Source organism: Psychrobacter immobilis, assembly GCF_904846065.1.
Classification (GTDB): domain Bacteria; phylum Pseudomonadota; class Gammaproteobacteria; order Pseudomonadales; family Moraxellaceae; genus Psychrobacter; species Psychrobacter immobilis_H.
Genome location: NZ_CAJGZV010000001.1, coordinates 2610997 through 2624304 on the forward strand (window position 1 = coordinate 2610997; position 13308 = coordinate 2624304).

Below are 13308 nucleotides of genomic sequence, written 5' to 3' on the forward strand. Positions count from 1 at the left end.
AGTTGTATTAACAGATTGTATTAAATATATAACAGCAACTTTACTGACTTTTGTCATAACTTACAACTAAAAATTAATTTTTACTATTAAATAATCAACAACATAGCCAGTGAATTTCAGGGTATAATAGCCATCCTTTAGATCGACAATAATCATAAAAATATTTGAGTATTCATCACTTTTATGGTATAAATGTCGGCTTTAAAATTTTCTGAATTGGTACGCTTGTTATTTGCCTTTAGATAACAGCAATATCAACTCAACATTCATATAGTTTTGTTTGGTGCAAAGCTGCCGCTTGCTGTGTCCATGCCGCAAAAACGTGCAACTTGCCCAGACTGGTATGAGAAAAACTCATACCTCATAGATTAGGAGTTCGCCATGTCTCGAGTTTGCCAAGTGACTGGAAAGCGCCCTATGGTGGGTAATAATGTTTCGCACGCAAACAACAAAACCCGTCGTCGCTTTCTACCAAACCTTCATAACCATCGTTTTTGGGTAGAGTCTGAAAATCGTTTTGTACGTCTACGTGTGTCTACCAAAGGTATGCGCACTATTGACAAACTTGGTATCGATAAAGTGTTAGCAGATATGCGCGCACAAGGTCAAAAAGTATAAGTAACGACTGGCAGCTTAATATCTCGATAATTTTCGTCGTTTAAGCTGCTTTTCTGCTACATCTTATGTAGCGACTTAATATTTTAGATCCGTACCTATCGTTTGAAGACCCCTCATTTACAGGAAAGCTATCATGAGAGATAAAATTAAATTAGTATCAACAGCTGGTACTGGTTATTACTACACCACTACTAAAAACAAACGCACTATGCCTGGCAAAATGGAAATGAAGAAATTCGATCCAAAAATTCGCCAGCACGTGATGTTTAAAGAAGCTAAAATCAAATAATTACTGTTATATATAGAATATATTTTCATAAATACTTTCTATATATAAGTTATTTGAAAAAAAAGGGTATATCAATTGATATACCCTTTTTTATGCTTGCTATTTTTCATTATGATTATTTTAATAACTGCTGCTAGCCAGCTCAACAGCAACCCATCTCATCACTAACTATAGTGCGTCGGCTCTTTGTCATAAACATGCGCATGCCATTGGCTCATCTGCTTTTGCATAATCACCTGAATCGCGGCATGAATCATATGCTGACCTATCGCTTGGGTGTCACTACCGAGCAGCTCTTTAAGCTTTTCAGAAAAATCAATGGTCATCAGCGGCGCTTCGTCTTGTTCCGCGTCACGTAACAATAAGCGACCATCTTCTGCCTCTACCAACTCAAGGGTCGTCTCTTTGGCAAATCCTGCAAATTGATCCGTACTTTCGTTATCTACTTCTATATCATTATCGATATCGTATGGCATGAATTGCTTCCTCATTGTCCCGTCTAATACTTGCAAGAAAAATCGCGCACCGCAACATTATTGTTTTACAGTAATACGGGTAAAACTATCTTAGTCATACAATGGACGCTTTGGTCTTGAAATTCAAGGCTTGTCACATAAGTCTTCTACATAAAGGCTCTTTGGATGTGCTATCACTGATAGTATTAGCGCCAGTAGCGTAATTTTGCCACAGTAAATAAGAAGGCAACAAACATGCCGAGATAATACATGAGCTTTAACTCTAATGTCGGATCTCGATATTTAAACGGTAAGGCTACAGTGGCGGTGGCGGTCGGAAATATCAACAGCATAAGCAGCCAGTTTTCGATAACATTGAGCCAGCCTTGTAAATCAGTACCGTTACGTAATGATGCCAGCCCTAGCAGCAAACAGGCGATAATTAAGCTGGTGAATAAGCCATTGGGTAGGTCTTTTGGATAGATGATATTGGCAATCTTGGTCGGTATGATTCTCATGTAAAATTCCAGTCACGCTTGCAGCGCGTGACTTAATAATTAAAAATTGTATAAAAACAGCCTATCATAAATATTGCAGTGCACTATTTACCAAACAGCTTTATCTCTGCTCATAAGACTCTAACTGTAAGTACCCATTAACCAAAGCATCGATATACAAGAGGTTAAATAACCCAAGCTAATGGCATTCCAGCTCTCTATATGCATGCCTTTAACTTTGTTAAGTATCTTCGAACCTAGCCAAAAAAACAGGGGAATGCCCAGCATAAATGCAGGCACAATGACCGCAGCATGACGTAATACTTCACCAGTATCATCACCCACCATTAGCCGAAAGCCGTAACCTGCCAAACTTAGAACCAAGGCAAATACAGCCAAGCCAATAGTAATACCCTTTGGCACCAAGCTGCGTTGCTGTGTCTCATTCTGAATTGGCTGCTCAGTGATTTGCTCTGACTCAGGTGATTCTGACGAATTGATTGAGTTTTTTGTGTCCATATTTCACCTTTACGTAACTTACCGTTATGCATCGTTATCCGTTATACAGCACATTTTGCTACTATTCTTTTATGACAAAAATGACTGACGAACGCATTTATCGATCACATAAGACCGTAGTTATTCGTTACCATTAGCCAAAGCCAGCTCAGCACGCATAGCATCAATAGCCGCTTTATAGTCATCTTGGTTAAAGATCGCCGACCCTGCCACAAACATATCAGCACCCGCTTCGGCAATGGCTCGGATATTACTGGCTTTGATACCGCCATCTACTTCTAATCTGATATCACGACCACTGGTGATGATGCGCTGACGGACTTGGCGCACTTTTTCTAACGTCCCTTCAATAAATGACTGACCGCCAAAACCTGGGTTGACGCTCATCAATAAAATTTGATCTACCTTGTCCATCACATAGTCTAAATAATGTAATGGCGTTGCGGGATTCAATACTAAACCACATTCAGCACCGCCATCTTTGATCAGCTGTAAAGAGCGATCAATATGCCCACTGGCTTCTGGATGAAAAGTGATAACACTCGCACCTGCTTCCAAAAACTGCTCAATCATGCCGTCAACTGGTGATACCATCAAATGCACATCGATTGGCGCATCAATCCCATAATCACGCAGCGCCTTACAAATCATACTACCAAAGGTGAGATTGGGTACATAATGGTTATCCATTACATCAAAATGAATCACATCAGCACCTGATTCCAACACCCTTTCAACTTCTTCACCTAGACGTGCAAAATCAGCTGAGAGTATTGATGGGGCGATAAGGTAAGGTTTAGAAGGAATAATCATAGTTGAGCTACCTGATTCTGTTGAAATAAAATACGAATAAAATAAAAAGAAATTAAGGACTGACTTAAAAAATTAAACCTTTAAAGCAATAATATTAAGAACTCAAACCACTAGCGCTGCTTATACTGGGTTTTGCAATAAGCACGACCGACATCGAAGCCTCGCTTAGCTTGGTGTTTGGTAGCGCGATTGCTCACGCGCTGACGCCATAACCGAAAAGACGACGGCTTTAGCGCTTGGCGCATCAGCTTAATCACGCCTGCTTCATTGAGACCATAGCTATGCTCTATCGCCCCAAACGGTGTTCTGTCCTCCCACGCCATTTCTATCACTCGTGAGACTTGCGCGTCATCTAGCACTTTATCACCCGACTCATTGACTACAGTTGCGATAAGCTCATCTGAACGTGTCTGTCTGTCATGTGATTCAGTACTAATATCAGCATGCTGATTATTTTTTAGAGCCGCGGTCATATCGGCTTGCATGGTCGCAAGCGATGACTGAACGGTTTGCTGCTTACAAGCCAAACCATCGACTACTAATGCTGTCAGATTACTTACCATAAAACCTTACCTTTAAAGATGCTTAACAGATATTCAGTCAACTTTCATTTTATATCAATAAGTACGCTTGACTAAATAATCAGCGTAACTGTCTGTCAATTTATCGATCAGATCATCATTCTAATACTGGACTTAGCTCATTTGCGCCATACGCCAGTGATGTTCAATATGATCGTTAATCACCGTTTGAATAAAATAGTAGCTATGATCGTGACCTGCCTGATAACGCAAGGTTAAGGGCTGATTGGCTTTGTCACAAGCGAGTTGCAATTGGGTGGTTTGCAGTTGACCCTCTGCTAAAAAATCATCAGCCGCGCCTTGATCCACCAAGATACTTGCATACTGCTGCCCCGATTTTTCAATCATCTGCGCAGCATCTGCCTGCGCCCATCGTGATTTATCATCGCCGAAGTATTCTTTATAAGCGGCTTGCCCCCATGCCGACTCACTGGCCGCGCACACAGGCGATAATGCTGAGACACTCACAAACTTGCCTGGAAACTTAAAGCCCAATAGTAATGCTCCGTGACCGCCCATCGAATGCCCTGTCACGCCAATACTGTCAATAGGAAATTCTGAGCGTAACAAGTCATATAACTCATCAACGATGTAGCTTTGCATATTAAAATGGTCTGACCAAGGTGCTTGCGTCGCATCGACATAATAGCTGGCACCCTGACCGACAAAATAGCGGTCGTCGTTTGGCACATCTCTGTCATCACTACTTCGAGGTGATGTATCAGGCGCGATAAATATCATGCCAAGCTCGCTGCATTTTTGCTGAAAGTGCGCTTTGTGGGTGACATTATCAGCATTGCAAGTGAGACCTGATAAATATAGAATCGCTGGACAACGGCGACCAGCAAGCGCTTCATCTGGCAGATAAATGCTAAAGGTCATCGGCGTTTTGGTCGATGATGATTGATGGCTATAGTAATGCTGCTCACCATCGAAACAGCGGTTGACGCTGATCTGCGTGATTTTTGAGTTGGTAGATAAACTGTGTTTATAAGAGTTGTTCATAAGCGACATCCTTTTTATCCAAAGTAAAGTACACGATGACTTATAAAAAGCATTGGTAAAGTAATACTAGTACTTCTCCAAACTCACTTAGTACTCAATCATTATACCATTCACAAGAATTAAAGTAGTAAGGAAAGCGAGTGTCAGTATTACAGATTCTAGACTGAACGAGCTTAATACGGCTCATCGTGATTTTTGGGTTGCGGGTTTTGGGTTTACTGTTAGTTGTTAATTGGCAGTGATCGCAGTATTAGCCACTGGCTGACCAGAAGCACTATCCTCTGCGATATTAATGGCGATAGAATCACTGTCATTAATAATGCTGGCGACTGGTGGTCGGGTTTTATCAAACAATACTTGTTCGAACGCTGGCAAAGCAGTCTCCATCAGACTACCAATCACCATCTGCGGCTCTGATGGTTCAAAACCCATCGCACTTTCACGCTCATTCACACGCAAACGGGCATCTTTAAAGGCAGATTCAAAACTGGTATTGCCACGCAGGCTTTCAGCAAAAAACGCTTGCCCAAAATAGGTCATCTCAGCTGTGTTGGTGCAGCCAAACGATGCTTTGTCAGCGGCTGATGCAGTAATCACTACCGTAGTCGGTGATGCCAATTCATCGATAAATGAGCCTGAATAGCAAGCAGATACCACAATCACCCGCCAGCGAATACCTGAAGCGTCTAGCGCCTCCCGTAACCATGCGGCGTCTAGATTCTCCATTGCTAATGGTGGATTTGCTAATTGAATGATATTTTCGTTGCCGTGTGAAGACAAGGTTAGGAATAACACATCCTCATCGGCATTCATCTGCTGACCAATTTTCTTTAATCCACGTAGAATGCTGGTTTTGGTAGCGATTGGCTCATCAAGCCAACTATAAGTATTGTTGATCAACGAGAGTGAATGTCCACTAGTGCCAAAACGCACATCGAACAGCTCACGCACTTTATTAATCTCAGAGCGAAAAACATCTTGACCAGAGAATCCTGCCACACCCATAAAATACCAGTCGGTCTTGCCCGAAGTGCTGGGATCGATACTATTTAATGCTTGCTGTAACAAACGAGGCTGCTCATATAATGCTGCTTCTGCTAAAACAGGCTCTACAGGAATCTGCTTAAATATAGGCTGATCCGCGACATTACGCTGCCAAATCGTCAACAGTGCGACTGCACCTACCAATACAATGACCCGCTCCCACCACGGTATGCGTAGACGACGAGAAAAAATCCATAATAACGCCAACGTCTGCCATAAAAACAGCACCAAAAACAGTATGGGTAAAAGTGAATAGCTCCAATCTGGTAACCAACCATAACTGCCCAAAAACTGCACCAAACTTTGTAATAGTGCAGATAAGGTATCAGCCACTAGCCACAATACCACGGGCACAAACACCAACGTTTGATTGCCAGAACGCCGTGCCAAAATGATGCCGCCCAATAAAATTATCATCGGCCAAATTAAGTAGCTGACCAACCCTTGCTCATTAAAGATACTGCCATTTTCCGCGGCCAACCACGAAAAAAGTACATTACTACCGAGTGCCAATAGTGCAAATACGGCAAACTGGATAAAGGTAGGTTTTACCCAAGAAAACGCGCGCGTCGACCCTACTAGCATCCACAAGGTTGCAATAATATTGGCAGCGAAATTGAGCGAAAAACGCTGAAGCGATACGGTTTTTAACGACGCAAGTGACAAAGACTTAAACCTCTAGCCAGTCGAGAAAAGAAAGTGAGTTGATGATGATTTTTGGTGTGGCAGCTACCTACGAAATGTCATTAATTCACATTTTTTATATAGCATATGGACATCAAGATTACATGCAATTCACAATGAGATAATTTTAAGAGACGAATAGCAAAGACTAAAAATATGACTAGACAGTTTAGCTCGCTAATATAACGCGATTGTAACGAATTGTCGGTCAAGAGGATAAGGCTGATTTGTAAAATTCGCTTAAATTTGGCTAAGAACATATAAAAAAGGAGGTCTTGAATCCAAGACCTCCTTTTTTCTCAAAAATGACTGTATCAAAGACTCACTACTATCTCATCAAAAGCTCATTCACACGTTTTAGATAAGCGGCTGGATCATCTAACTGACCGCCATCTGCTAGTAAGGCTTGGTCAAAAATTACTTGGGCCAATTTATCAAAGTCGACGTCAGATTGCTCGCTAGTCTCTAACTTTTTAATCAATGGATGATCAGGATTTACCTCAAGCGTTGGCTTGCTTTCTGGCACATCTTGACCCATTTGCTTAAGCATCTGAATCATTTGTGGTGATAGCTCACCTTCCCCAACGACCAAGCAGGCAGGACTATCAACCAAACGCGTTGATACTTTAACGTCTTTGGCACGTTCGCCTAACGCTGCTTTAAGTTTATCAACGACTGGCTTCATGGTTTCTTGCGCTTTTTCAGCTTCCGCTTTTTCGGCTTCGTCTTGCAAGTCGCCCAAATCAACGGCACCTTTCGCGATATTTTGTAGCGGTGTCTCATCAAATGAGGTCAAGAAGTTCATCGCCCATTCATCAACACGGCTGGTCATCAAAATAACTTCGATACCTTTCTTTTTAAACAGCTCAAGTTGTGGGCTATTTTTAGCAGCTGCTAGATTGTCAGCCGTGAGATAATAGATGGCTTTTTGACCGTCTTTCATACGCGCTTTATAGTCTTCAAAGCTGGTCGTCACACTATCCTGAGTACTGGTTGCATAACGCAGCAATTTGGCAATACGTTCTTGATTGCCCATGTCTTCGCCAACGCCTTCTTTGATAACATCACCAAATTCAGCGTAGAACTGCGCGAATTTTTCTTGCTTATCACTGTCTTCACTGTTGGCAAGACTGGCTAGCAAAGTCAAAATGCGACGGGCGTTACCATCACGAATAGACTTCACATCACGCGACTCTTGTAATAGCTCGCGGCTGACGTTCAATGGCAAGTCTGCTGAATCAATGACCCCTTTGACGAAACGCAGGTACATTGGCAATAATTGCTCAGCTTCATCCATAATAAAGACGCGCTTCACGTATAGCTTTAGACCATGCTGCTGCTCACGAGTATATAAATCGACAGGGGCTTTTTTAGGAATATACAATAGCTGAGTATACTGAACGCGACCTTCGACACGGTTATGCGTCCATGCTAGTGGCGCGTCCATGTCATAGGTGATATTTTTATAAAAATCGATATACTCTTCATCTTCAATCTCAGATGCCGTACGTGTCCATAGCGCGCTGGCTTTGTTGATAGTTTCCCATTCATCGGTCAATACCATCTCGCCACCAGCAGGTGCGTCGTCGTTCTCATCTTCTTTGACATCTTCTTGCCAAACTTCTTTACGCATCTGAATCGGTAAGCTGATATGGTCTGAGTATTTATTAACCAACTGCTTAATTTTGCCACGGTCTAAATAGCTGTCTTCACCCTCACTATATTGCTCTTTTAAATGCAAAGTAATGGCGGTGCCACGAGTTTCTTTCGCGATAGGTTCAACCGTAAAGCTACCCGTACCATCTGATACCCAGCGCACGCCCTTATCCGCAGGCTCGCCCGCTTTGCGTGATTCGACGCTAATCGTATCGGCAACGATAAAACCTGAATAGAAGCCAACCCCAAACTGTCCGATTAATTGACCATCTTGCTTTTGTGATTCAGACAGCTTGTCTAAAAATGCTTTAGTACCGGACTTGGCAATCGTACCTAGGTTTTCGATGGCATCTGCTTCATTCATGCCAATACCATTATCGGTAAAGGTGATGGTTTTGGCGTCTTCGTCGACCGCAATGCGAATTTTTAGCTCACCATCGTCTTCATAAAGGCTGTCATCATTGGTCGCTTCAAAGCGCAATTTATCACAAGCATCAGAGGCGTTTGAAACCAGCTCACGCACAAAGATATCAGAATTAGAGTAAAGCGAATGTGTGACTAGATGTAGCAGTTGCGCCACTTCCGCCTCAAAGGTATGTTTTTTTAATTCTGGGCTGCTTTTATTAACATTGATGCTATCAACTTTTTGGTTATCAACTGGGGTCTGTTCACTCATAAAAAACTCCTTTAATTTATCTCAAAAATTTATTATAAAATAGCGATGCTCAAATAAAACTTACTCAAAGATATATTAGAAAACACAATTTCAAATATCGCTAAGCTGTTTATACTAATAGGGGCGCAGCAGAATATTTCAAGATCAAAGGCGTAATTCAATAAAAAACACCGCACTAGTTTCCTAAGGCGGTGTCGTTATATCGATAATAGGTTTAGCAAATAGATTTAGTAATACGTTTTTAGATAAACCTATCAACTATAAGCAGCTAGGCAAATGCAGCGCTGGATCTGACTCACGAGCATTCATCGCATCTTCAACCGTTAAGCCTAGTGCTTTGGCAACGCCTTCGCCATAAGCGGCATCACACCAGTTACAGTTACGAATGTGGCGATACCGAATAAAGTCCGGTACACCAGCCATATTATTTGCTGTGTTTTCAAATAGCACTTGTTGTTGCTCAGCACTCATCAAATTAAACAATGCGCGAGGTTGGCTAAAATAATCGCTATCGTCTTCACGGAAGTCATAATGCGCCGCATAGCCGTCAATTTTTAATGGTGGCTCAGCATAATCAGGCTGCTCTTGCCACTGGCTAAAGCTGTTTGGCTCATAATGCGGGCGACTGCCATAGTTATCATCGACACGGCCTTGACCATCACGATGATTGCTCATCACAGGGCAACGCGGCTTATTTACCGGAATCTGTTGATGATTGACACCGACACGATAACGCTGAGCATCAGCATAGTTAACCAAGCGGTTTTGTAGCATTTTATCTGGTGAAACGCTGATACCCGGTACCAAATTACTTGGCGCAAATGCAGCTTGTTCCACATCGACAAAGTAGTTATCAGAGTTTTTGTTTAACTCGAACTCACCCACTTCAATCAGCGGATAATCCCCTTTTGGCCATACTTTGGTCAAGTCAAACGGATGATAAGGAACGGTATCCGCCTCAGCTTCTGGCATGATTTGCACATACATTTTCCATTTTGGGAAATCGCCATTTTCGATGGCATCGTACAAGTCTTTTTGATGACTCTCACGATCAGAACCAACCACCTCTGCCGCTTCTGCGTCGGTTAAGTTCTTGATGCCTTGTTGCGTGCGGAAATGGAATTTTACCCAAAAACGTTCTTTGGCTTCGTTCCAAAAACTATAGGTATGCGAGCCAAAACCATGCATATTTCTGTACGAGGCTGGCAGACCGCGATCACTCATAACGATAGTAACTTGATGCAAAGCTTCTGGTAATAAAGTCCAAAAGTCCCAGTTGTTGGTCGCCGAACGCATATTGGTACGCGGATCACGTTTGACGGCTTTGTTTAGATCTGGGAATTTGCGCGGATCACGTAAGAAGAACACAGGTGTATTATTTCCCACCATATCCCAGTTACCTTCTTCGGTGTAGAATTTCAAAGCAAATCCGCGAATGTCGCGCTCGGCATCAGCCGCGCCGCGCTCACCTGCGACGGTACTAAAGCGCGCAAACATCTCAGTCTGTTTACCCACTTCGCTAAAAATATCCGCACGGGTATAATTAGTGATGTCATTGGTCACGGTAAAAGTACCAAATGCGCCAGAGCCTTTGGCGTGCATACGGCGTTCTGGAATCACTTCACGGACGAAATTTCCTAACTTTTCATTGAGCCAAACATCTTGCGCCAATAATGGGCCGCGTTTGCCGGCGGTCATGCTGTTTTGATTGTCTGCCACTGGTGCGCCATTGCCCATGGTCAATTGGGTCGGTGCGTAAGGACATTTTTTATCGCTCATATCGTTGCTCATAGTCATACTCCTGTGAATAGCAAATGGATTAAAGTACAAAACCTATTCTGAATACGCTTCTATTAATAGTTCCAGAATAGTTGTCAGCTTGTTCGAAAAACGGTTTGTTTTTTTCATAGTAATGTCTAATGACAGTCATGTTCTGTGGTTAGATACTATTACAACCCATTACCATTGATTTGTATAATTAATTAATTACATTATTTCGTTTTGTTTTTCAGAACCACTGAACTTGTTTTTTACTCATGCAAATACTTTACTCCTTAGGATGGTTGTTATTAATAACGATAAATATTAACAGTGCAACTACTCTCTATCAGCCTTGCTATCACTTTTTTAAAGCGAATTGACCATATTAAATAGAGCTTAATTAAATACCACAGAGCAATTAACGCGGCATCAGACGAATGGTCAAAATTTGCTCACTACGACCAAAAGGGCCATGAACGTCATGTAACACAGCGCTCGTTAAGCCAATGCCATCATTGCCATACTGCTGCACCGCTTCGATGCCAAGCCAGCGACCTTGCGGCGCGCGATGCATATGAATTTGCAAATCCGTATTGGGAAACATCCATTCTAATTCTGACAAGCCAAGCCCAAGCCGAGGCACAACGCCATTGGCCGTGTCGACCATGCCCAATAGATGCACCAAGTCATCAGTTTGCTTGCCCTCGATCATATCCACCTCATTAGTAATCCAGACCATACCGCGTCCTGGGCGACGCTGCGTATCATCAGCGACCAAGCGCACACTTTCAATAAACCCGCCCGGCCAGCCTTTCATGTCTTCCCAAATAGGCAACTCTTCGGGCTTATGTACCGCTTTTTGGTCTTCAATGCCTGCAATATCGCTGGTATCTTGGGTCATTAGACGCCATGCCCGCGCAATAATCGCATCACGACCGCGACTGCTCATGACTGATTCAATCAGCTCAATGGTCTTGCCCGGACGAATACAACGCGTGGTAATGGTAAAGTCATCCAGTGGAATCAATCCTAAGATATCTAGGCTAATGCGAGCGATACGCATGTTTTCTTGCGGCGCATAACCATTGAGCTCAGCCGTGAGCAATCCTGTCGCTGGTGCCATATGCTGTTCATGCTCATTCCAAGCGCCTTGAGCATGTTTGGTTGGCTGATAATGTGCGACGTTGACGCCGTCTTCTCGCTGTTCGCGTTTGATAAAGTTATAATAAGCTGACATGACTGTCCTATGATTTATTTGATAAGCTCTTGTTGTTTTAATTTAAGAACCTGTCGACTCTTAATGACAAAAAATAACGCAACGACCATCGCGGCAATTAATACGCCATAAAAAACACTCTTTTCTCGCATAAAATGCAGAATATTACTGCCTAACACGAATCCCACCACCACCACGACAAACAAATTCACTTTCAATTGTTTGTTAACCTCACCGAGAGTAGCTTCTGCCAATACAAATCCTTTTTTTTGCTTTTTCATTTTGCGTTACCTACTATACGTTACCTATTAGATGTCTTGTACAAAGCCGTATCTATTTACCCACTTGGGTGACTGGGATACGCAAGGCTTTAGGCAGACTGAAAGTGACATTTTCTTCGATGCCTGATAGCTCACTCGGTAAATCACCACCCCAATCTTGCAGCTGCTGTAGCACTTCTTGAATCAGTACTTCGGGTGCTGATGCGCCAGCGGTGACGCCAATACTCTGCACACCATTCAACCAGCTTTTATCCATCTCACTGGCATTGTCGATTAAATACGCACGGCAATTCATCCGCTCAGCCAGCTCACGCAGACGATTAGAATTGGATGAATTGGGCGAGCCGACCACCAATACCACCTCACAGCGACTGGCTAAGTCTTTTACCGCATCTTGGCGGTTTTGCGTGGCATAACAGATATCGTCTTTGCGCGGACCTTGGATACTAGGGAATTTTTCACGCAGTGCATCGATGACGCGCGCTGTGTCATCCATAGATAAGGTCGTTTGGGTAACAAATGCCAAACGTTCGGCATTTTGTACGCTCAATGCTGCCACATCAGCTTCGTTTTCAACCAAATGAATGTGACCACCGTGGCGACGGTTAAAGCGCCCCATCGTGCCTTCCACTTCAGGATGTCCAGCATGCCCAATCAATACCGCATCCATACCCTCTTGCGCAAATTTAGCGACTTCGATATGTACTTTAGTGACCAGCGGACAAGTGGCATCAAATACTGTCAAATCGCGGCGCTCAGCCTCATCTTCGACAGCTTTTGATACACCATGAGCAGAAAAAATAACGATAGAGCCATCTGGCACTTCATGAAGTTCTTCCACAAAGACCGCACCGCGATTGGCCAAATCAGAGACGACAAATTTATTATGTACCACCTCGTGACGGACATAAATGGGCGGTTCAAAACGTGTCAATGCTTCGTTCACAATCGCAATCGCGCGATCCACACCAGCACAAAATCCACGTGGATTGGCAAGATAAATTTGCATAAGAGGGCCTATCATTAGATAATTTATTATTAAAGTTTAAATACACAACATTACTGTCAAAAGCTTTAACTCAAAAATTGGGATGAATTCATTACGCTACTTTAGCATAATTTACTTTTATTGCCTTTGAAAATAGCACGGTACTAGAGGCTGTTTTAACTAGAAGCACACACATATTCGTACGTTCAAAGTATTTCTCCATAG

At 42.8% G+C, this 13308-nt stretch carries 14 protein-coding genes; 2 read left to right on the forward strand and 12 right to left on the reverse strand.

Annotated features, from left to right (window positions below; translation table 11 throughout):
* Positions 1-381 precede the first annotated feature (381 nt).
* The gene (gene rpmB, locus JMW64_RS10825; protein WP_010201401.1) at positions 382-618 is read left to right on the forward strand and encodes a 50S ribosomal protein L28; all 237 of its coding nucleotides are present in this window, start codon (positions 382-384) and stop codon (positions 616-618) included.
* Between the two features lie 133 nt (positions 619-751).
* On the forward strand, positions 752-907 hold the full coding sequence (gene rpmG, locus JMW64_RS10830; RefSeq protein WP_045444249.1) for a 50S ribosomal protein L33: 156 nt from the start codon (positions 752-754) through the stop codon (positions 905-907).
* Positions 908-1071: 164 nt separating this feature from the next.
* Here the strand turns inward: rpmG and JMW64_RS10835 are convergent, their stop codons facing one another.
* The 12 genes from JMW64_RS10835 to ispH all read right to left on the reverse strand — a co-directional run bounded on the left by JMW64_RS10835 (position 1072) and on the right by ispH (position 13104).
* A complete protein-coding gene (locus tag JMW64_RS10835) occupies positions 1072-1383 on the reverse strand; it encodes a hypothetical protein (RefSeq protein ID WP_045444246.1) in 312 nt (103 codons plus the stop codon).
* A 185-nt stretch (positions 1384-1568) separates the two neighbouring features.
* Positions 1569-1880 carry a hypothetical protein gene (locus tag JMW64_RS10840; RefSeq protein WP_045444243.1) on the reverse strand — a complete coding sequence of 104 codons (312 nt, stop codon included), beginning with the start codon at positions 1878-1880 and terminating at the stop codon, positions 1569-1571.
* A gap of 120 nt (positions 1881-2000) precedes the next feature.
* A complete protein-coding gene (locus tag JMW64_RS10845) occupies positions 2001-2378 on the reverse strand; it encodes a hypothetical protein (protein WP_045454163.1) in 378 nt (125 codons plus the stop codon).
* A gap of 120 nt (positions 2379-2498) precedes the next feature.
* The gene (gene rpe / locus JMW64_RS10850) at positions 2499-3191 is read right to left on the reverse strand and encodes a ribulose-phosphate 3-epimerase (RefSeq protein ID WP_201554676.1); all 693 of its coding nucleotides are present in this window, start codon (positions 3189-3191) and stop codon (positions 2499-2501) included.
* Positions 3192-3301: 110 nt separating this feature from the next.
* On the reverse strand, positions 3302-3583 hold the full coding sequence (locus JMW64_RS14210; protein ID WP_372815738.1) for a TIGR03643 family protein: 282 nt from the start codon (positions 3581-3583) through the stop codon (positions 3302-3304).
* Between the two features lie 303 nt (positions 3584-3886).
* Positions 3887-4777: an S-formylglutathione hydrolase gene (fghA, locus tag JMW64_RS10860; RefSeq protein WP_201554677.1), complete on the reverse strand. Its 891-nt coding sequence runs from the start codon at positions 4775-4777 to the stop codon at positions 3887-3889.
* A gap of 228 nt (positions 4778-5005) precedes the next feature.
* Entirely contained in the window at positions 5006-6487 is a 1482-nt protein-coding gene (locus JMW64_RS10865) for a C13 family peptidase (RefSeq protein WP_201554678.1), read from the reverse strand.
* Positions 6488-6833: 346 nt separating this feature from the next.
* Entirely contained in the window at positions 6834-8837 is a 2004-nt protein-coding gene (gene htpG / locus JMW64_RS10870; RefSeq protein WP_201554679.1) for a molecular chaperone HtpG, read from the reverse strand.
* Positions 8838-9095: 258 nt separating this feature from the next.
* A complete protein-coding gene (locus JMW64_RS10875) occupies positions 9096-10628 on the reverse strand; it encodes a catalase (RefSeq protein WP_320158181.1) in 1533 nt (510 codons plus the stop codon).
* Positions 10629-11016: 388 nt separating this feature from the next.
* Positions 11017-11835, reverse strand: a complete 819-nt coding sequence (locus JMW64_RS10880; RefSeq protein WP_201554680.1) for a thioesterase family protein — start codon at positions 11833-11835, stop codon at positions 11017-11019.
* Between the two features lie 14 nt (positions 11836-11849).
* The gene (locus JMW64_RS10885; RefSeq protein WP_201554681.1) at positions 11850-12095 is read right to left on the reverse strand and encodes a hypothetical protein; all 246 of its coding nucleotides are present in this window, start codon (positions 12093-12095) and stop codon (positions 11850-11852) included.
* 52 nt (positions 12096-12147) lie between these two features.
* On the reverse strand, positions 12148-13104 hold the full coding sequence (gene ispH, locus JMW64_RS10890; RefSeq protein WP_201554683.1) for a 4-hydroxy-3-methylbut-2-enyl diphosphate reductase: 957 nt from the start codon (positions 13102-13104) through the stop codon (positions 12148-12150).
* Positions 13105-13308: the final 204 nt, after the last annotated feature.

Coding starts and splice junctions, on each gene's coding strand:
- rpmB (WP_010201401.1), top strand. CDS start 382: ATGTCTCGAGTTTGCCAAGTGACTGGAAAGCGCCCTATGGTGGGTAAT.
- rpmG (WP_045444249.1), top strand. CDS start 752: ATGAGAGATAAAATTAAATTAGTATCAACAGCTGGTACTGGTTATTAC.
- JMW64_RS10835 (WP_045444246.1), bottom strand. CDS start 1,383: ATGCCATACGATATCGATAATGATATAGAAGTAGATAACGAAAGTACG.
- JMW64_RS10840 (WP_045444243.1), bottom strand. CDS start 1,880: ATGAGAATCATACCGACCAAGATTGCCAATATCATCTATCCAAAAGAC.
- JMW64_RS10845 (WP_045454163.1), bottom strand. CDS start 2,378: ATGGACACAAAAAACTCAATCAATTCGTCAGAATCACCTGAGTCAGAG.
- rpe (WP_201554676.1), bottom strand. CDS start 3,191: ATGATTATTCCTTCTAAACCTTACCTTATCGCCCCATCAATACTCTCA.
- fghA (WP_201554677.1), bottom strand. CDS start 4,777: ATGAACAACTCTTATAAACACAGTTTATCTACCAACTCAAAAATCACG.
- htpG (WP_201554679.1), bottom strand. CDS start 8,837: ATGAGTGAACAGACCCCAGTTGATAACCAAAAAGTTGATAGCATCAAT.
- JMW64_RS10875 (WP_320158181.1), bottom strand. CDS start 10,628: ATGAGCAACGATATGAGCGATAAAAAATGTCCTTACGCACCGACCCAA.
- JMW64_RS10880 (WP_201554680.1), bottom strand. CDS start 11,835: ATGTCAGCTTATTATAACTTTATCAAACGCGAACAGCGAGAAGACGGC.
- JMW64_RS10885 (WP_201554681.1), bottom strand. CDS start 12,095: ATGAAAAAGCAAAAAAAAGGATTTGTATTGGCAGAAGCTACTCTCGGT.
- ispH (WP_201554683.1), bottom strand. CDS start 13,104: ATGCAAATTTATCTTGCCAATCCACGTGGATTTTGTGCTGGTGTGGAT.